The organism is Mesorhizobium tamadayense (assembly GCF_003863365.1).
GTDB lineage: Bacteria > Pseudomonadota > Alphaproteobacteria > Rhizobiales > Rhizobiaceae > Mesorhizobium > Mesorhizobium tamadayense.
In genome coordinates, this window is record NZ_RQXT01000072.1 from 1 (window position 1) to 19,318 (window position 19,318).

The 19,318-nt window shown below is 58.8% G+C and carries 12 protein-coding genes and 1 pseudogene; 6 read left to right on the forward strand and 7 right to left on the reverse strand.

Annotated features, from left to right (window positions below; translation table 11 throughout):
* On the forward strand, positions 1-1,149 hold a 1,149-nt coding region (locus EH240_RS33375), incomplete at its 5' end, for an RHE_PE00001 family protein (RefSeq protein ID WP_245436633.1).
* 109 nt (positions 1,150-1,258) lie between these two features.
* Here the strand turns inward: EH240_RS33375 and EH240_RS33380 are convergent.
* The 6 genes from EH240_RS33380 to EH240_RS33410 all read right to left on the reverse strand — a co-directional run bounded on the left by EH240_RS33380 (position 1,259) and on the right by EH240_RS33410 (position 10,648).
* On the reverse strand, positions 1,259-1,456 hold the full coding sequence (locus tag EH240_RS33380) for a hypothetical protein (protein ID WP_125006531.1): 198 nt from the start codon (positions 1,454-1,456) through the stop codon (positions 1,259-1,261).
* Positions 1,453-4,983, reverse strand: a complete 3,531-nt coding sequence (locus EH240_RS33385) for a type I restriction endonuclease (RefSeq protein WP_125006533.1) — start codon at positions 4,981-4,983, stop codon at positions 1,453-1,455. Before EH240_RS33385 ends, EH240_RS33380 begins: the two co-directional genes overlap by 4 nt.
* Entirely contained in the window at positions 4,970-7,054 is a 2,085-nt protein-coding gene (locus EH240_RS33390; RefSeq protein WP_206075367.1) for an NADAR family anti-phage protein, read from the reverse strand. Before EH240_RS33390 ends, EH240_RS33385 begins: the two co-directional genes overlap by 14 nt.
* A complete protein-coding gene (locus tag EH240_RS33400) occupies positions 7,054-8,073 on the reverse strand; it encodes a phosphoribosyltransferase-like anti-phage protein (protein WP_125006535.1) in 1,020 nt (339 codons plus the stop codon). The genes EH240_RS33390 and EH240_RS33400 overlap by 1 nt, the downstream gene beginning before the upstream one ends.
* 152 nt (positions 8,074-8,225) lie before the next feature.
* Positions 8,226-8,522 carry a GmrSD restriction endonuclease domain-containing protein gene (locus tag EH240_RS33405; RefSeq protein WP_206075368.1) on the reverse strand — a complete coding sequence of 99 codons (297 nt, stop codon included), beginning with the start codon at positions 8,520-8,522 and terminating at the stop codon, positions 8,226-8,228.
* 2 nt (positions 8,523-8,524) lie between these two features.
* Entirely contained in the window at positions 8,525-10,648 is a 2,124-nt protein-coding gene (locus EH240_RS33410) for a type I restriction-modification system subunit M (RefSeq protein WP_245436634.1), read from the reverse strand.
* 275 nt (positions 10,649-10,923) lie between these two features.
* Between EH240_RS33410 and EH240_RS33415 the strand changes: the two genes are divergently transcribed.
* A complete protein-coding gene (locus EH240_RS33415; RefSeq protein ID WP_125006537.1) occupies positions 10,924-12,747 on the forward strand; it encodes a PD-(D/E)XK nuclease family protein in 1,824 nt (607 codons plus the stop codon).
* Positions 12,680-13,700, forward strand: a pseudogene (locus tag EH240_RS33420) (IS110 family RNA-guided transposase). Before EH240_RS33415 ends, EH240_RS33420 begins: the two are co-directional and overlap by 68 nt.
* Before the next feature lie 489 nt (positions 13,701-14,189).
* Here EH240_RS33420 and EH240_RS33425 read toward each other — a convergent pair.
* A complete protein-coding gene (locus EH240_RS33425) occupies positions 14,190-14,381 on the reverse strand; it encodes a hypothetical protein (RefSeq protein ID WP_125006539.1) in 192 nt (63 codons plus the stop codon).
* Between the two features lie 280 nt (positions 14,382-14,661).
* Between EH240_RS33425 and EH240_RS33430 the strand changes: the two genes are divergently transcribed.
* The 3 genes from EH240_RS33430 to EH240_RS33445 all read left to right on the forward strand — a co-directional run bounded on the left by EH240_RS33430 (position 14,662) and on the right by EH240_RS33445 (position 19,296).
* Positions 14,662-16,464, forward strand: a complete 1,803-nt coding sequence (locus tag EH240_RS33430) for a hypothetical protein (RefSeq protein ID WP_125006541.1) — start codon at positions 14,662-14,664, stop codon at positions 16,462-16,464.
* Positions 16,465-17,389: 925 nt separating this feature from the next.
* Complete coding sequence (gene ltrA, locus EH240_RS33440; RefSeq protein ID WP_125006567.1) at positions 17,390-18,628, forward strand: group II intron reverse transcriptase/maturase; 1,239 nt, start codon at positions 17,390-17,392, stop codon at positions 18,626-18,628.
* A 383-nt stretch (positions 18,629-19,011) separates the two neighbouring features.
* The gene (locus EH240_RS33445; RefSeq protein ID WP_425374861.1) at positions 19,012-19,296 is read left to right on the forward strand and encodes a hypothetical protein; all 285 of its coding nucleotides are present in this window, start codon (positions 19,012-19,014) and stop codon (positions 19,294-19,296) included.
* Positions 19,297-19,318: the final 22 nt, after the last annotated feature.

Below are 19,318 nucleotides of genomic sequence, written 5' to 3' on the forward strand. Positions count from 1 at the left end.
GCCGAAGACCTTTTGGCGCGGCTCGATGAGCGCGCTCTCAAAAGCCCGGTCGGAGACGGCTTTATCCAGCGCCAGCACTTTGCCGACGCGGCCGCGGCGCTGTGGCTGGAAGGCGAACTCGTCCACACGGAAGACCTCGTCCTGCACGACGCCCATATGGACATCCGCACCCCGACCCACGAACTCACTCGGGCGCATGCCGTGCTGCGCGCCCGCCGCCGCATTCTTTTGCACCCACCCGACTGGGCGCTTTCTCGCGTAGGCGTCACGGCCCTGCGCGGCCGCGAAGGGCAAGGCGGGCGCAACGGGGTGAGTCCGGGACGAGATGTCTCCGAACCCGATGCAGCGACGGCGGCTGCCTGGCCAGAAAAGGGCGCCGGCGAAAGCCTTGCTGAAGATAGCGGCCAGGAGGATGCTCTTGCCGAAGAGCTGGCGGAGATCGACGCCGTACTGGCCCGCTCCAGCCGGTTGCTGGCGAGCGAAAATTTCGAGCAGCGCGACGCGGACGGCAAGGATGTCGACGCTGCAGGGCAGGGGGCAAAAGGGCGGGACGCTTCGTCGGACAGCCTCGGGCCTTTGATCCGTGATCTCGACTGGGACGAGGACCAGCGTCTGGCCGATTGGCTCGCCGTCGTCGACAAGCTGCGCCGCGAAAACATCCCGGCCGTGTTGGCCGCGGCGATCGCCTGGGAGGCGTGGCAAGACATCGAACCGCTGCAGCACCAGCATTGGCTCGGCCCGCTGCTGGTGGCCGCGCTGATCAGGGAACGCGGCAAGGTTAGCTCGCACCTTTTTGCTCTCAACTCGGGGCTGCGTCTGATTGCCAGGGAACGGCGCAACGCCCCGGTCCGGACCACCCGATTGCTGGCCGTCCTCGACGCGTTTGCAGAGGCCGCCGCAGCCGGGCTGAAGGAACTCGACCGGCTGGCGCTGGCCAAAGGTCAGATGGAACGCCGGCTCAGGAACCGGCGAAAGAATTCGAGCCTGCCGGCGCTGATCGAGCTCGTCCTTGCGCGGCCGGTGGTATCGGCGGGCCTGATCGCGGCCGAGCTCAAGGTCAGCCAGCGCGCCGCGCTCGACCTCGTCGCCGAACTCGGCATCCGCGAGGTGACGGGCCGGGGGCGCTACCGCGCGTGGGGGACCATGTAGGATCGCCAGAACTTGCGCTTCGGCAAATCCAAATCATGCAGCATCATGCATTGAGCTACACGGCTTTCTCAGGTCGAGATCTCGTCCCGTGGACTCATCGTCTGTTCGGTTAGCCCGCACATAGTGAAGGTCGCATCATTCCGTACCTGTCAATGACCATCCTGGCGGACATCCAACGTAGGGTCGTGCCATGTGCGTCGTCGGCGTTCTGGATCAGCTCCAGAGCCATTATGCCGTACCCTTGCAGCGCCTTGAGCGTCTGCTCGATGTTTTGGTCGGCCTGATAGCTGAGTGTTACGGTGGTCACGGCGCTCCTCCTTGCTCATAGGTCGCGGCGAAGATCGTCTCCGAAAGCCACTTCTTGAACGATGGGTTGTCGCTGAACTGCTTGAATAGCTCTGTGTGATCCGACAGCAGCTCAATCACGGCCCGTTGAAGCGCCTTATCGTGTTCGATGCGGGCGTTCTGTTTGTCCGAGTTCTTCATGGCATTCTGGTATGCCTTGTCGGCTGAAACCTTTGCTGGAAGCTCTTCGGCGATCACCTTCGCGATCTTGTCAGCGTCCTTCCAGTCGATATTGCCAAACATCTCGTTGAACGTCTTTAGGATGTTGCTCAGCAAATCGAGTTCTGGCTCCGGCTTGCCGCCGCCGCCCCCAAGAGGCACAGGGCCGATCTCTGCATCTGCATCGGGCAGCGCTATCGACATCGTGGCCTGCGCCTCGACCCGGTAGCTATCCATGTCGATGGCTTCAAGGATTCCCTTCGAGAGGTCCTGTTCCTCTGGCGCGGGCAATTTCGGCGTCAGGAAGTTCAGAAAGATCGAGAGTTTTTCCCATTCGGCGCTCGAGTAAGGCAGGATCGCCGCGAGGAAGCCATAGGTTCGGGTGAATGCCTTTGCCTTGCCCTTGAAATCCACCTGGCCGTCCTCATCGAGGTCAGCTGTGTAGGCGGCGACACACGCGTCGAGGATGGGATCGAGCTTGTCCCGATCGGCGCCGCCAAGATACAACGCTGCGAGGACTTCCACCTGCTCCCACGAATAGACCTGATAGCCGTCGAGTGTTGCTTTCAGGTCGTGCAGCTTGTTCGGGTCGGTCTCCTCGCTGAGGATCGTCGTGCGATAATAGTCTTCGAACGAGGCCTTAATGCCATCCACATCGTTCATGAAGTCCAGCACGAAGGTGTCGTACTTCTGCGGATGTGCTCGGTTGAGGCGCGACAGCGTCTGCACGGCCTTGATGCCGGACAGCGTCTTATCCACGTACATCGTGTGCAGCAGCGGCTCGTCGTAGCCGGTCTGGAATTTGTCGGCGACGATCAGGAAGCGGTACGGATCCTTCTGGATCGTCTCCTCGATTCTGTTGCTAGGGAAGCCGTTGAGCGACGCCTCAGTCACCTTGTGGCCGCCATATTCATGCTCGCCCGAGAAGGCGACGACAGCCTGATAAGGACTTTTGCGTTCCTTCAGATATGCGCCAAAGGCATGAAAGTACTGGATAGCGCGATGAATCCCACTGGTCACCACCATGGAGCGCGCAGCACTGCCGATTTTACGGTGGCCAATCACCTGATCGTGGAAATGATCGACCATGATCTCCGCCTTCTTGCGGATGGCGTGGTCATGGGATTCGACGTAGCGCCGGAGTTTCTTCTGCGCCCGCTTGGTGTCAAACTGGGGATCGTCTTCCACAGTCTTCATTAGGCGGTAATAGCTCTCGACTGGAGCGTAGTACTTCAGAACGTCGAGGATGAACCCCTCCTCGATGGCCTGCTTCATTGAGTAGTTATGAAAGGGGACGTGCTTGACCTTGTTCCCCTCCGGAACCGCCGTGCCGAAAATCTCAAGCGTCTTGTTCTTCGGCGTAGCGGTGAAGGCGAAGTAGCTCGCGTTTGGCAGAACCTTGCGGGCTTCCATCAGACGGTTGATGGTGTCCTCGACCGTTTCCTCGTCTTCCTCCGCCCCATTGGCGGCGAGCGCGATGTTCATCTTCGCCGACGTGCGGCCGCCCTGGCTGGAATGCGCCTCGTCGATGATGATGGCGAAGGTACGCCCGCGATGCCCATCCCCTATCTCATCCAGAATGAACGGAAATTTTTGCACCGTGGTGATGATGATTTTCTTGCCTTGCTGCAGAAAGGTCCGCAGCTGCTGCGACCCTTCGGTAACTGCGCCGACGATTGAGGACACCTGCGCGAACTGCTTGATGGTGTCGCGAATCTGCTTGTCGAGCACGCGCCGGTCGGTGACTACGATAGCGGTGTCGAAGGTCGGCATGCCGCCAGTCTCCAGCCCGATGAGCTGGTGGCCGAGCCACGCAATCGAGTTGCTCTTGCCCGAACCGGCCGAGTGCTGGATCAGGTACCGCCGCCCGGCGCCGGAAGCCTTGGCATCGGCCAGCAACTTGCGCACCACACCGAGCTGGTGGAAGCGCGGGAAGACCTGCTTCGGCGGCTTCTTCCTGCCCCGCTCGTCCGTCTCCTCGACCACCTGGGCATAGTTTTCAAGGATGTCGGTGAGGTTCCGTTTCGTCAGAACCTCCTTCCACAGATAATCGGTCTTCAGCCCATGCGGGTTCGGCGGATTGCCCGCGCCGTCGTTCCAGCCCTTGTTGAACGGCAGGAACCAGGACGCCTTGCCTTTCAGGTCCGTGCACATCCTCACCTCGTGATCGTCCACCGCGAAGTGAACGACGCAGCGGCCAAACTGAAACATCAACTCCTTCGGATCGCGGTCGCGCTTGTACTGCTCGATCGCGTCCTCAACGGTCTGCTTGGTCAGGCTGTTCTTGAGCTCGAACGTAGCGATGGGCAGGCCGTTGATGAACAGGACCGCATCAAGCGACAGCTTGGACGCGTCCTTTGAATAATGCAGCTGCCGCGTTACACTGAAAATATTCGCCGCGAACAGTTCCTCGGCCTTGATGTTGCCTGGCGTCGGGCTGCCGAAGAACACCTCCACCGAGCCGGGGCCATGCTTCACGCCGTTGCGCAGCACGTCGATGATCCCCCGCTTTGCGATCTCGCCCTGCAGGCGGTGGAGAAATTGCAAACGCCTCGGTCCGTCGTCGTTGATCCCCAGTGCCTCGACCGCGTCGGGCTGCGTGGCATTCAAGAAGGAGAACAGCTTCGCCAGGTCGATGGCGTGGTCGCGATCGAAATCCTTGGGGTCGCCCGCCGCATAGCCCGCCTCCTCGATCAACGACCGCACGATAAGGGATTCTAGACCCTTCTCGCTGGTGTCGGTGTACTGCCGCATTCGGCTGCCTCCTTGGACCGGGGGGCCAAGCTCCACCCGGATAAGTCCTACATCGTCCAGGTACGCTTGCAGCATCGGGTCTTGCGTTTCGAAGCCTTCGATTAGTTGTCTCGCTGCCTCCGACGGCATTTCCAGTCGGACTCTCGAGCTGTTGGCTTGGACCACCGATACGACCGATACTTGCCCGAATGGGACCCCCACATAGGCAGCCACCATCGAGACGAGGCGTTGCCGCTCCTTGTCATTCATTGAATCCGGGTCGCGCGAGACGATCAGATCGACCAGCGTCTTCTGTTCCACGGTCATCGGCGGCGGTACAGCGCGAGCAATGATGCAAGGCGTCTTCTTGTAGCGCTGAAGGTAACTTACACCCCATTTCTCGTTGTCCGCGCGCTCATGGCAGTTCGCGCAAAGGGCGATCAGATTTTCGATCGAATGGTCTTGGGATTTGCTCCAAGGGATAACGTGTGCGTATTCGAGCGGTAGTGCGGTGCAGCAAACCGCGCAATGGTGACGAGCCTCAAAGAGGGCGTCACGCCTTATTTCGATGGGGATTGCTGGCCTACTCGTCGGCATCCGCCCCCTCCATTACCTCGGCCTCTTCAGGCTCCAGATACTCTTCCAACGCCTCGTCCTCATCCAAGGCAAGTTCATTGGCAGGAGCAGAAATCTCGATATGGCGAACGTCCACCTTTCCGGTGACGACGTCAGCAATCAGGCGCTCGCGATACTCGCGGATGAGGCGAATTTCTGAAACAATCTTCTCAATCGCTTGATCTAGCTCCGCCAAGTCCTCGTCAATCTTGCCGGCTATCGCCTGCTGCTCCTTCTGCGGTGCTTTAGCAACGCGGATGTCATGAAGGTCTTTTCGATCTATACCCGGTACTGCGGACTTGTCCGAATACTCATCATATCTAAGTGTCTGGAGCAGGTAGAAGACGTATCGTGGTAGATTTCCTTGAAACTGCGAGACATATAGAGCCGTGTTATGTGGCCAAAAATCTTCTTCGATGTAGAACAGCCTTCCCGTTGATCCGTACCTACCCGTGGCTACGCCTGGCCCCCGAGTCATGAATTTGTCATGACTTCCAATCACTCCAGCGGACGAAACCACGGGGTAAGGGCCTTCGATCCGTTTCTCGTCCGGCAGATCGTAGCCTCGGTGGAGGAAGCAGACGCGTTTGAGTGAAACAACCTCCCAATGCGCAGGAACCGCGGGCATCCAATCGATGCCGGTGGGCTTCATCGGCGCGTCGCGGCTCAGGCCGCGCGTGACCGCCTGATAGATGATTGCTTGCTTCTGTTCGTTCAGCAGCCCGATCAACCGCCGCTTGTTGCGGATCAAGCGGCGGACCTGCACTTCCTTTGCGCGGAGAAATGCGACCATGCGCTCCTGTTCCACGCGCGGTGGACAGGGGAATGCGATGTCCAGGAACTTGTCGGGGTAGAGGCGGAGCCGCGATGAGCGGATGCCGGTCGAGCGGCAGATGTACTCCCATTTCAGCAACGGCGTTCGCAGCAGATAATCGATGTACTCGGGCAGAAAATCGCTTTGGTTCAGCGGACGGTAGACCCCGTAAGCTGGGCTAACGATCCCCACGTGTTTTGAGACGCCAAGTGCCGACATCCACGCCCACATCGTGTTGATGACGACGTCGTTCGGCTTCGCGACTTTATGGCCGACGTACGATTCGGCCTTGAACATCGTCACGTTCTTCTGGCTGCGGGGAGTGACGCCGGTCGTGTGGGAGACCGAAAGAAGCTCCTCCTCGCCGGTTGCCGACCGTTCATCAATCTCGCGAAAGAAGTACTTCCCACGCTTTTCCTGCCAGTGAGCAGGAATTTCACCGAGCCAGTGAACGCGCGCCGGCTTGTAAGATGGATAGGCTGCGGGGCGCTGATTGGATTTCACCTCGACTGGGCGATTGTTTGGCTGAATATTCATTTTCCCCCGGGCAATCGCCGGCTGGTCGAAAAGAGAAGGTTGCGGCAGGTCGCGCGGAGGCGGTGCAGCAACAGGCCGTGATGGACGAGGCTCAACCTCTGCTGCCAGCGATGCAGGGCCCTCAGAGCAAATCAACTCGATCGGCCGCTGGAACAGAAAGAACTCTGGGATCGCCAGCGGCTCAATGGACCGAAGGCTCTCTGCCTCATCGCCCTTCAGCTGCTCGCGAAGCTCCATCAGCAGGCGGCCCAGCACGTTCATCCCGACGAGCGACTCGCCCTCGGCCACCTTCGCGCCCCAGAAATCATCCTTACGGGATTGCTCGACGATGGGTCGGTCCCCTGTCGCCTGCAGCAGCCTGCCAAACTCGCGCCAGTTCTGCACCAGCTTCACCCGCAGGCACCAGCGCATGATCTTTACGCGCACCGCGTCCCAATCCGGACGTGAGTCCTTGCGGAACGGCTTGCTGCGCATCTTTGCCGTCATCGGGCTGTGCTCGTCGATGATCTTGCGCTGCACGTCCGGCAGATGCGGAAAGCGGCACGCCTGATAGAGGGCCTCTGTCGTGCGTATCCGAATCCCGTTCACCCGCAGCGGGTAGCCGGGCGCCATGTTCGACAGACCGCCGAACCGGTCGTTCGTCTTCAGAAAGACGACGCTTGCGGCGGGATCATAGGTACGAACCTGGCTGGGTTGGGACATTAGAATCTTACGTTGCGAAATAGTCGTTCGACTCGGCTATCGGAATTCGTTTTCCGGGGAAAAAGAGGATACCAAGGATGGCCAACCCAGAACACTAGTGGGGCGTTGTTCGGGCAGTTTCTGTAAGTGACAACCGTGGATCCAAAGCCGATTGTCTCCAGAGACGAGTGGCCTAATGGACGCTCCACAGACGGTAGGTTTCGGCAAATATCTCGAATTCGGACTCCAGCCCTAAGGAACTCATTTTCGAGTAGCTGCCTACCAGCGTCACTGGAGAAAATTTTCAACGACCCGACGCTTCCAGCCGTCCGTGGGATCAGGGGATACCTCAAGCTCTCAACATATGCCTTGGTCGGGGCGTCGTCAGGGATTTCCACTGGCCAAAGAACGTCGGAGGTGTTTCGATAATACTTCCTATTCTCAAAAACGCCCACCCTCCACCAAGTTATTTCTATATCCTTTTTCTCATCCTTGCAAGTCTTTGCAATTATATCTCTGTTGTAATAGAAGCCTTCATGCATTGCTATAACTATTACATGTAATTTTGCTTTCGCCGGAGCGTCTGACTTAATCCATTCGACAAGATCACTCCTTATACGCCCTCCGGTAAAAATAACGTCATCCAAGTACATAAATGTTGTCGATCTTCCATTTTTATTTACGCGGCAGCCAATCTCATCAGACAGGATCTCATCAAAGGCCAGAATCATGTCTCGTTGACTGGAGCCGCCCTTTTGAATGTCTAAGAACTTCACTGCATTCCAGAATTCTTTCGGATTGTCGCCGACAATCTTTTTGTTTCTAACTAGCGCTTTTAAGAACGTTTGGACCTCAGATTTCTTGAAGTAACTTGCATCAGCTACATGCGCCATTTCCCGCAAAATGGGCAATCGTACTCCTTGTTCAAACTGGCTGATCCATCTGTTCACGTGATCGGTAGTCGGCGGATCCAACTCACCATTCCTATAGTCGGCCGTTGTCCCGGCTATCGCCGCCAGCAAGTCATCCCGTTCAGCCATTTATCGCCCTCCACTTCCGTTTGTGTCCCCAACTGCATTTCAAAGCCCCCGGAAATAGCTCCTGATCTTCTGCGCCATCAGCTTGCGGCGCTGTTCCAGGAAATCATCGAACGTCAGGACCTCACCCTCGAGCAAGCATTCGGGAAGGCAGCTCATTCGCAGGTTTGAACGCATCTCCTCAATCGTGGTAGTGCCGCCGTATTCTTCTGCCCGCCGTTGCATTGTGCCGACAGGTCAGCGAAGTAGGCCTTCGGATCGCGGTCGCCGATCCACGCGATCAGATATCCAACCGGATAACCTTGGTAGAGCGAGTCGAGCAGATTGCGAACCTTGGTCGCATCCCACACGGAGGGACGCTGAAGTCCGGGGATGGCAATTTCGCCCGACTTTATCCAGGTGAGCAGAATTTCGATCGGATGCGGTGTGACCGAGTAGCGCTGTGTGGCCATGGTCAGAGACGTCCCGTCAGCACGTCTTCAAGAAGACCATCCGTTTCCTGCTCAAGCGCCCGAATGTCGGCCTCAATTTCCTGAAGCGTCCTCAGTGGTTGCGGCTTGTAGAAGTGCCGGGTGAACGAGATTTCGTAGCCGATGACCGTTTTCGACGGGTCGATCCAGGCGTCAGATGCGTGGGGAAGGACCTCGCGAAGGAAGAAGGCATCAATGCCCCCTTCCTCCAGGAAGGGCACCTGTTCGGTGTCCCTCAACTCAGTGTCCGGCTCGTATTCGACGACGGCCGGCTTTCCGGCGATGGTTCGATGGTACCTGCCATGAAGTACGTCAGCTTGGGGGTCGGCATTCGGCGGGACCTTGGACACTCTCTTGATGACCGGCGCCGCTTCCGTATCCTTGATGCCCAGTCCAGCCATCAGAAGCTTCTCGCGTTTTGCCGTCATTCGGACGCTGCGCTTGCTCGCCTCCGTTTCGATTTCCTTGAGGAATCGATTGAAGTCGGAATGCGGACCTTCACCCAGCCTGAGAGTGACTTTGTCCACGAGCGTGACAAGTGGCCCTTCGGCTGCCGCGGTAGCTAGCTTTGAAAAGCGCCGCAGCGCGTTCGGAGAAAGATCGACCTTTATGCGTAACGGCCGCTCGACCGTCACCTTCCAATAACCGAATGCATCGTTAGGGAAGACCTTCGACTGTTCGCTTTCCTCGCTGTCGAGGAAGGTTTCGCAGATGCGCTTGATGTCGTGCGGTCCGAGAACACAGTTCTTCTTCCCAAGGTTCTTACGCAGCGGTTTGAACCACGCCGTTGCATCGATCAGCTGGACCTTGCCCTTACGGGATGGTGCCTTGCGATTGCTAAGCACCCAGATGTAGGTGGCTATGCCAGTGTTGTAGAAGATGTTCAGAGGCAAGGCGATGATGGCCTCGAGCCAGTCTTTCTCGATGGCCCAGCGCCGCACATTGCTCTCGCCCGATCCAGCATCGCCAGTGAACAGCGATGAACCATTGTGGACCTCGGCGATGCGGCTTCCTACCTTCGTCGCCGTTTTCATCTTGCTCAGCATGTTAGCCAGGAACACCATCTGGCCGTCACTGGAACGGGTGATCAGGCTGTACTCGGGATCACCGCCATGATCGATAACGAAGCGTGGGTCGCCGATGTCCTTCTTACCACCGAGGCGGTCGAGGTCCGATTTCCAGGACTTGCCGTAGGGTGGATTCGACAGCATGAAATCGAACTCGCCTGACGGGAACGCGTCGCTGGACAAGGTCGAGCCGTACTTCATATTCTCGGCTTCAGCGCCTTCACCCTTTAGGATGAGGTCCGCCTTGCTGATGGCGAAGGTCTCCGGGTTGACCTCCTGCCCATACAGGTGGACGGATACTTCTTTGCCATGGTCGGACGCCAGCTTGACCAGGGTCTCTTCCGCGACCGTGAGCATGCCGCCCGTGCCACACGCGCCGTCATAGACGAGATAGGTGCCGGACTGAATTTCGTCCGCGATCGGCATGAAAATCAGGTACGCCATGAGTTCGACCACGTCGCGCGGGGTGAAGTGCTCTCCGGCCTCCTCGTTGTTCTCTTCGTTGAACCGCCTGATCAATTCCTCGAAAATTGTTCCCATGGAGTGGTTGTCGAGCCCCGGCAGACGAACGCTGCCGTCTTGGTGCAACACCGCCTTTGGGCTGAGATTGACCGTCGGGTCGAGAAACTTTTCGAGTAGGAAGCCGAGTGCATCGGCCTCGACGAGAGTCGGGATCTGGTTGCGGAACTTGAACTTGTCCAGCACTTCCTGGACGTTTGGGGAGAAGCCATCGAGATAGGTTTCGAAGTCTGATTTCAGCTGTTGGCGACGCGCGCGGGAAGCAAGGTCGCGAAGCCGAAACTGCGACGTGTTGTAGAAGGCCTCCCCCGAAGCCTGACACAGCGCCGCATGCTGGTTGGCTACTCCGGCCCGGTCCAGTTGCCCTTTCATGGAAAGCACGGCATCTTTGGTAGGTTCAAGCACTGCGTCGAGCCGACGAATTACGGTCATCGGCAGGATCACATCCCGATACTTGCCGCGAACGTAGACATCCCTAAGAACATCGTCGGCGATGTTCCAAATGAAATTGCTAATGTTCAATCAATCCCCCTGCGGAAGCCGATTCGGCTCCAGCCATGCTACTCGCTTGTATGCGTCGCGTTGCGCCCAGCCCAAATCGAATTCTGATCAAACATATCCGAGTGTATAAAGTCCACGTGAAAATCCACCATCACGAGCGGCTTTGTAGTCGTCATAGTGTTTGTTCGGGGCGCAACATGTTATTGCGCGCCCAAAAGGGTCGCTTGGGCACGGAATGAGGTCGCGGACCAGATTTTCGAAACCCGACCATCCGTTCGAGGAACAAAGGACATCGGATGATACGCCAGACCGTTGTCGTTGAAGGCCCTCTCGCCTTTCGGATGCGCCGGATCGCGGCTGCGCGCCGCGGCGAAACCGGCGTGCAAATCCTTACTATGCCGCAACTGGCCGCCCGCTTGGCCGGCGGCTTTACACGACCTGCCCGATCCGAGGACCTCGATACAGCCGTCCGGGCTGCACTCGAAGCCGGAGGGTTTGCCGAGCTAGAAAGTATCCGGCAGCTTCCAGGTATGATCCGTGCCGTCGCAAGGACGCTCGCCAAAATCTGGCGGGCCGACCTTTCGCTGCCGATAGGCGATGATCGCAGCGCCCGACTGGCGGATATTGCCGAGATCGAGCAGCGCGTCCGCGCAAACCTACCCAGAGGCGTGCTGACGCCGCGCGACCTTCGCGACGCCGCGCTGAAGCGCCTCGTCCATGCGGCGGCCGCGCTGGGGTCGATGGAGCTTGACCGCGTCGTCAGCGTCGCGCCGGTCTGGCAGCCCCTGCTTCAGGCCCTCAATGAGACGGTGCGCGTCTCCTGGCACAGTCCCGGCGCCACGGACGTCAGCTGGTTCCCGGGCGAGATCACTACTGACCAGCACCAAACAGCTGTTGCCATGGAGATGGTGTCCTGCGCCAATCCTGCTGCTGAAGTAGTGGAAGCGCTACGCTGGATGCGCGAGCTCATCGCATCCGGACAGGCGAGACCCGAAGAAATTGCGATTTGCGCCACCTCAACCGGGGAATGGGACGAACACTTTCTCGCCTTGGCAGCGGACGCCGACCTGCCGCTGCATTTCTCGCACGGTGTGCTGGCACTCGCGTCGCGCGAAGGCCAAACTTGTGGCGCACTTGCCGACGTTCTGTTGAATGGCCTCAGTCAGGACCGCCTTCGCCGGCTCTTCAGTCACGCCGCAGGCCGGAGCCACGCCTTGCAAGACTTGCCGCTTAACTGGGCGTTTGGGCTGCAACCTGGTGCTGCCCTTTTCGAACATGACCAATGGCTGCGCGCGCTGGACGCAGCGAGCCGGCTTCGAACCGACGGTATCGATCCGAGGCCGATCCTGACGCCCGTTCTCGAAATGCTGGCCAACGGCCTGGCCGCGGCAAGGCAGGCTGGCACTATCTTGCTGGGGACCTCCGCTCGCGTGCTGTGGAGTGAGGCACTGCGGCGCGCGCCTGCCAAGGCGCTGGAATTCTCACTGCAGGAGCTTCGCTTACCCGACGGTCGCGATCCGGGCGCCTGTGCCGTGTGGTGCCCGGCGAGTCATCTCGCCGCGGCACCTCGCCGGTGGGTTCGTTTGCTCGGTATGACCGCGCGCTCATGGCCGCGCCGCGCTGCTGAGGATCCGCTGATCCCAAGCCATGTTTTGTCCCGCGGCACATTCGATCCCGATCCTGTCACGGCGCAGGACCGACGTGCGTTCCAGGTAATCACTGCTCAGGCATCCGGTGGCTGCATCCTGTCGAGAAGCCGCCGGAATGCCCAAGGTGGCCTCCTCGCGGCCAGTCCGCTCGCACCGCAAGGGGTCGGCGTTCGAGTGCTGAAGCGGGCGCGAATCCCGAGGCACGCGTTCAGCGAGGCCGATCGTCTGCTCTCCCGGCAGGACGAGGCGGCGAACTCGCCGACGCTGGCGGCGGCTAACGCGTGCTGGCGCGACTGGCGAAATCCCGCGATCACCGCCCATGATTGGAAGGTGGCTGCTCCCCGATATGATGAGATACGGGCTCTCGACTGGACGCCGGACCCAGCATCAATGGAGAACAGCCATGACAGAGTATATCGGTCTCGACGTATCTATGAAAGAGACGGCAATTTCGATCCGTCACGCGGGTAAGCGGATCTGGCGCGGGAAGTGCGCCTCTGATCCCGCCACCATAGCCGAACTTATCCGCATTCGAGCGTCAAATGCGGAACGCGTGGTGTTCGAAACAGGCCCCCTCTCGATATGGTTCTATCATGCACTGCGCGCCGAGGGACTGCCGGCCATTTGCATCGATGCCCGTCACGCCAAAGCGGCGCTCGACATGGCCGCGAACAAAACCGATGCCAATGACGCCGATGGGCTCGCGCACCTGGCGGAGGTCGGTTTCTTCCGCGAAGTCCGGGTAAAGGGCTTCGACAGCATGCTTTCTCGGACATTGGTCGCGGCTCGAACGAAACTCATGCGAACGACACTGGACGTGGCGAACCAGATTCGGGGATTGATGAAGACGTTCGGCCTTATCGTTCCATGCAGTATGGGTGGCAAATTTGAGGTGCATGTTCGCTCCCTCTTGGCCGACAACGCCGGCCTTTCGAGGATAATCCTGCCCTTGGTCGAAGCATGGCGTAGCCTGCGCCTCCAGGCGGCCAGGTTGGGGCAGCAGATCCGCCGAAGCGCGTAGAAACCAGCAATGTGAGTTGCTGATGTCGATCCCCGGCGTTGGTGCGATCACAGCCACTGCCTACCTAACTGCCGTCGAGGATCCAGCGAACTTCAAGCGATCGCGCTCGGTAGGCGCCTGGCTGGGGTTGACGACCCGGCGCTATCATTCGGGCGAAGTAGACTATGACGGCCATATCTCCCGACGCGGAGACAGCCATGTGCGTTCGCTTCTCTATGAAGCGGCGGTAGTGATCCTGACTCGCAGCCGGGCCGACAGCGATTTACGCAATTGGGGTATAAAACTACGCGAGAAGATCGGCTTCAAACGCTCCGCTGTCGCTGTCGCCCGCAAGCTCGCCGTCATCATGCATGCGATGCTCCGCTCCGGTGAGCTCTTCAACAGGGCGATGGCCACCGCTTAACTCTCGAGCTCTGCAGCGCCCATGGCGTGAAGAGGAGTCCCTGCCGGGACCGAGGCTGGTCCATTCCGTTAAGACCGTTGCACCACGAGTTTGCCCGGAGCGTGCGAGACATACATTGGAAGGACCGTCCCGCGAAGCACCATGATGCGGCGACGCATGTCGACCGCGTAGACGACCATGCTCCCGCCAAACGACTTCCCGCACCTAAAAAGGCGCTTGCAAATCTCGCTATTAGACGACGGTCTTACGTCTATGAAGCTGCGCGAGGCCATTGCTGCGAAGCAGTCCGCTATTAACCGCTATGCCGCCGCAGCGAGCGCGCTGGCAAGTTTCTGGGTTGCCGTTCCGCTTTTCGTAGCTCTACATCCGGCTGACACGGCTTATGCTGGGTAGTCAGCTTCTCGATCGACGCGGCGACGCTCATCGCAGCCACTACGGAATAAAAAAGGCGGCACGAGGGCCGCCTTCCTCAAACGCGCAATCTTTGACCTACAGCGCGAACTCTTCAGGGATGCGCTCAATTTGGCGCGAATAGGCAGCCTTCACGCTAGCCGGAAGATGACCGCGCTTCTCCGACTTCTCAAGCCGCTTCCGATACATGCGCTGGACCGACTCGACGGTGCCTGCCTTATTCCGCTTGGCTTCCGCCAAAACTTCAACGCGAAGTTCCTTCGAAATCATTGAGGACATGCCTTCGTCATCCTTCTAGCCGCCGCGAAGCACGTGCACCGCACATAAGACACCCGGATCCCGACATGGTCAAGATGGCCCCGAAATTCCTAACGGAACCATAACGGGTCGACCTTACGGTACGGTCAAAACGGCTCCCCCATGCGATGGTTCCAATGCACCCGAGGCAGCCCGTTGTCAACAGTTGCATGGGCAGATGGCAGAAACCGACCTTGCAAATATTGTACCCGTAAGTAGAAGGTCGCGCCGGGAAAAACGGGGGCGGGACAAAATGGCTGAAGAAAGTGCGCGGCACACGGTCGGCGACACCGTAGTGAGCATCATGCCAATGGGAACCGTGCCCCTTATTCCCGAGCAAGACGGCCAAGAGCCTGTTATCTCGCCTGAGGAAAGTCTCGAAGACACGTCGATACCTTGGTTTGACCCACCAATTTGGCCCACGGACCTTTTCGCTACTGCCGCGCACGTCCTCCATATTTCCGGTTTGCTCACATATTTCGATCCTGATCCGGACGTAATTCCTCGGGCTGGGGAGCAGCCCATGAGCTTCACTTTGAGTTTGGAAGACAGAGCGAAATGCGAGCGGGCAGGGACTGACTGGTCCGAGAATGGAGAGACTCCGGATTTCGTTTACGACCTGTGGGATGTGGTCATCGCCGCTTGGGTGCAGCCAATAAGGGCATCGTTCTATACGCAGAAAAGCGCCCGGAAAAATGTGCCGAAATGGTGGAAAGCAAGCCTCCAACTGCTGATAATCGCCGACCAGGCCTGTGCCGGGCTCGGATCGCCCCGCGACCCGGACAACCCGCGGTGGCTGGTGAATGCGTTCGAACAGTTTTTCGCCCAGCCCTTCGCACGGCCGCGGAAGTTGACCGAACAGGGGGCCTATAGGGCGAAGCGACAAATTCCGACGTTCGGTCGCGATAGCGATCCAGACGTGGGCTGTGTTCAGCCCAAAAACAGAATATCCGCAGTTGGTTGCAATATGCGAAACCTGACCCGAAACGTTGCGTACATTCCCCATGTTGGAAACGTTCGATGCCACTGGCACCAGCCGATTAACTCGAAACTGGACGAAGACGCCGACGCTCTGGATATCCTGATTATTCCGCTGCCCTTCGAGATGAGGGACAACTGGATACGTACCAAGGATACTGCACTGCCTCACGACGATAGGCGCCCCAAATGGGGAAATTTCGAAGTGGTCCAAGAATGGCTGGTGGACCAAGATTGGATAATCGAGTTAGTTGCCGAGGAGGTCGCCAAAGCGAAACTCAAGCTTAAAGGCGAATCCCTGAATGGAATAATTTTTCCAGAATATGCGCTGACGGAAGCGATATTCAACAAGATTTGCGGACGCGTTAAGGAGATTGCACCGGAAATGGAGTTCGCAATCACGGGAAGCAGCACGAATTGTGAAGGGGAAGAGGGTAATTTCGTGCTGACCGCCATGTGGAAAAACAACGAGTTGGCGGAGTTGAAACACAAGGAAAGTCGATATCTGCTGACAAGCCGGAGGAAGCATCACCGCTGGCGGTTGGCGCAATCGCAGATCAAGGACTACGATCTTACGAAATCGCTAGATTGTAGCTCCGCCTGGTGGGAAAGCCACAAAATCGCGCAACGCGAGATACATTTCTTCCATTTCAGAAAGACCTCCGTTTTCACCACGATGATATGTGAAGACTTGGCTCGGAGCGATCCTTGCCATGACATCCTCAGGGCGATCGGCCCCAATCTACTATTTGCGATCCTGATGGATGGGCCTCAAATACCCGCGAGATGGCCAGCCCGCTATGCGGCAACCCTCGCGGAGGATCCGGGTACGTCGGTGCTGACCGTGACTTCTCTTGGCCTGATGGAGCGAAGCACTGCGGCCGGTAAGTTCCCACCGAATAGGACTATTGCAATGTGGCGGGACGAAGACGGGGAGACACGCCCGCTAAGCCTTGATGACAAGGCGCGATCGATGCTGTTGAGCCTTGAGCCGAGAAGTGTCGTCGATCAAACGCTCGATGGAAGAAAAAACGAAAAAGCCTGGTCGTGGCGGTACAAGGGAGCAGTGAGCCTGTGAGCCTCTAAGTTTCTGGTCGGGCCGCCTAATTGGTTCGGCATCTGTCTCCTGACATAGACTACGATCTCGTGGAGCCGCCGGAGCCGATTGGCCCTCCGAGGTGTGGACCAAAGGCGGCGTAGGATCGCTGCGTCTTCGGTGAAAAATTGCGGATCGTCAGATCTTCAATCATCCGCTGACGCAGAGGGCTTATCTGAGCCATCTAGGGTACTCCTGTCTGGAAGGTTGGCTCGACACCAAATCTTCTCAGACAGGGCCTCGTCAGGCCAGACCCCCGCATCAGCTACCGCGGCAGCGGTTTAGTTGTGTGCCCAGCATGTTCAACCGCTTGGGGGTGAAAGTCCCCTAGCCAACCTGATGGAGGTGAAGGCTTAGCAAAGCGCAAGGGCATCATCGCGAGGTGGTGTCTGAAGGAAGCGCGGAGCAAAACCGCGACCTGACGAACAGAAACCGGATATGAGGCATCCCTGGCCGGACGAGCGGGCAACGTGTCGCGAAGTCCATATCCATCAAGGGGCAGGGCTGTAGATCCGGCAGGTGCGCGGGGAAGGCGATTGAACTTACCTGGGGAGGCCTGCGTCATGTTCCGACTTCGGAACTGAGGGAACCGCAAGGTGACCTGACCGTGATGCAGGAGTCAGCAGAGGGCGTAGTAGGTGATGCCGTCGGCAAGGCTAGTGAGGCACTCCAAGGCCGAAAGGCGGAGCAAACGGATAGGCCGAGCCGGAAACGATGACCGAAGGCCCGAACGATTGGAAGTGGCAAGTAGGACGGGCAACTCATGAGTGGAAAGCGGCAGAAGACCCAGTATTCACTGGCCCTGGAACCGAGGGACCGGGGTGAAGCCCCAGTCAGCGGTTACCAAGGGGCCGAACCGCTCGTGGCGAAGTCGGCACCCGAAAGCCCGGCTTGGACAGAACAACTGATGGAGACGGTATGTAACCGAGAGAATCTGGAAACAGCGTGGAAACGCGTTCGAAGCAACAAGGGCGGTCCAGGCGTGGATGGGATGACCATCGACGACGCCAAGGGCTACCTGCGTGAGCACTGGCCAAGCATTCGGGATCGATTGCTCAAGGGAACCTACCAGCCACAGCCGGTCAAGCGGGTCGAAATCCCCAAGCCGGAGGGCGGGGTCAGAAAGCTCGGCGTGCCTTGCGTCGTCGACAGGCTGATCCAGCAAGCCCTGCTGCAGGTTCTCCAGGAGCAGTGGGACCCGACATTCTCCGAGCACAGCTACGGCTTCCGTCCGGGACGCTCCGCTCATCAGGCGGTAGCCCAAGCGCAATGCTACATTGCCGAGGGCTACAGCTACGTGGTCGATCTTGATCTCGAAAGATTTTTCGATCGAGTCAATCACGACAGCCTGATGGCGCGCGTCGCTGCGAGGGTGGCGGACAAGCGTGTGCTCAAACTCATCCGGGCATTCCTCAATGCCGGGGTGATGGAGGACGGCTTGGTCCGTCCGGTGGACGAGGGGACCCCGCAAGGCGGTCCGCTCTCGCCCCTCCTAAGTAACCTCCTGCTCGACGACCTCGACAAGGAACTGGCCCGACGGGGTCACCGCTTCTGCCGCTACGCCGACGACTGCAACATCTATGTTCGCAGCCGCCGCGCCGGCGAACGGGTCATGGCCTCCGTCAGCCGGTTCCTGACCCAGAAGCTGTTGCTGAAGGTCAACGCGGCGAAGAGTGCGGTGGCGCGGCCGGAGGAGCGGAAGTTCCTGGGATTCAGCATCGCGAATGACGGGAGCGAGCGGCGCATCGCGCCGAAGGCCCTCGACAAATTCAAGGCGCTGATCCGGGATATGACACGCCGGACCCGGGGCATAAGTCTGCCGCAGCTGGTCAAGGAACTGAAGCCATACCTCATCGGATGGCGCGGCTACTTCGGCTTCTGCCAGACCCCGCGGGTGCTTACGAACTTGGAAGCGTGGACCCGCCGAAGACTACGCATGTATCTCTGGCGGCAATGGGGGAACGGGCACAACCGCTTCAAGGAACTGCGCCGTCATGGCGTACCAACGTTCGGAGCTGCGGTAGCCGCCGGTTCACCGACGGGATTCTGGCGCATGTCAGGACATCCGGCGGTCCAACAGGCCCTGCGCAACCATTACTTCGAGTCCCTCGGTCTCCCTCGACTCCATGTCTCTGCCCAAGCTTAATCCGATCGAACCGCCGTGGTACGGACCCGTATGCCCGGTGGTGTGGGAGGGGCGGCGCCGTGAGGCGTCCCCCTATCCCGATCAATCACGCTCCGCAGCACAAAGGAAATCGCAAAACCGAATTGCAGGAAAACAGCGCCAAAATACCCCAAATCCTGCGATTCCAAACCGTCCGCCTTAATCAACGTGACGGATCGACGATTTGCGGACAGTTCACGGCCGACTGACCACGGAAGGCGCACCCGGCAGGTCTCTGCGCCCAGTCGCCTGCGCGTCGTAGATGATCTTCACAGAGAGCCGAAAGCAGGGTCGCGCCTTCTTTGGACCTGCTAAGGAACAACTGGATCCGAGCCTCGGATTCGACGTCTTCTGGCGTGCATCACGTGGATTTTTTGGACGATCACCCGATCAACTGGAATACGAAGAGGTGTGCCTACACCGGTATCCTTCGGAGCAAGATGTCGGAAACACTGGACCTCTGGATCGACAATGCAATCGACTCCGACATCATTCCGATCATGCGATTCGCCCGTGTTTTGCGCAGAGACATCGATGCCGTCAACAACGCCATCGAGCTGCCCGGAGCAACGGACAGGCCGAAGGTCAGATCAACCGCCTCAAGACCCTCAAGCACGCAATGTACGGCAGGGCAGGCCCCGAACTGCTGAGAGCACGAATGCTGCCACCGCG

Bases quoted from the DNA above. Each gene is read 5' to 3' on its own strand.
- EH240_RS33425 (WP_125006539.1), bottom strand. From the start codon at position 14,381: ATGATTTCGAAGGAACTTCGCGTTGAAGTTTTGGCGGAAGCCAAGCGG.
- EH240_RS33430 (WP_125006541.1), top strand. From the start codon at position 14,662: ATGGCTGAAGAAAGTGCGCGGCACACGGTCGGCGACACCGTAGTGAGC.
- EH240_RS33405 (WP_206075368.1), bottom strand. From the start codon at position 8,522: ATGGCCACACAGCGCTACTCGGTCACACCGCATCCGATCGAAATTCTG.
- ltrA (WP_125006567.1), top strand. From the start codon at position 17,390: ATGGAGACGGTATGTAACCGAGAGAATCTGGAAACAGCGTGGAAACGC.
- EH240_RS33390 (WP_206075367.1), bottom strand. From the start codon at position 7,054: ATGTCCCAACCCAGCCAGGTTCGTACCTATGATCCCGCCGCAAGCGTC.
- EH240_RS33415 (WP_125006537.1), top strand. From the start codon at position 10,924: ATGATACGCCAGACCGTTGTCGTTGAAGGCCCTCTCGCCTTTCGGATG.
- EH240_RS33385 (WP_125006533.1), bottom strand. From the start codon at position 4,983: ATGCCGACGAGTAGGCCAGCAATCCCCATCGAAATAAGGCGTGACGCC.
- EH240_RS33400 (WP_125006535.1), bottom strand. From the start codon at position 8,073: ATGGCTGAACGGGATGACTTGCTGGCGGCGATAGCCGGGACAACGGCC.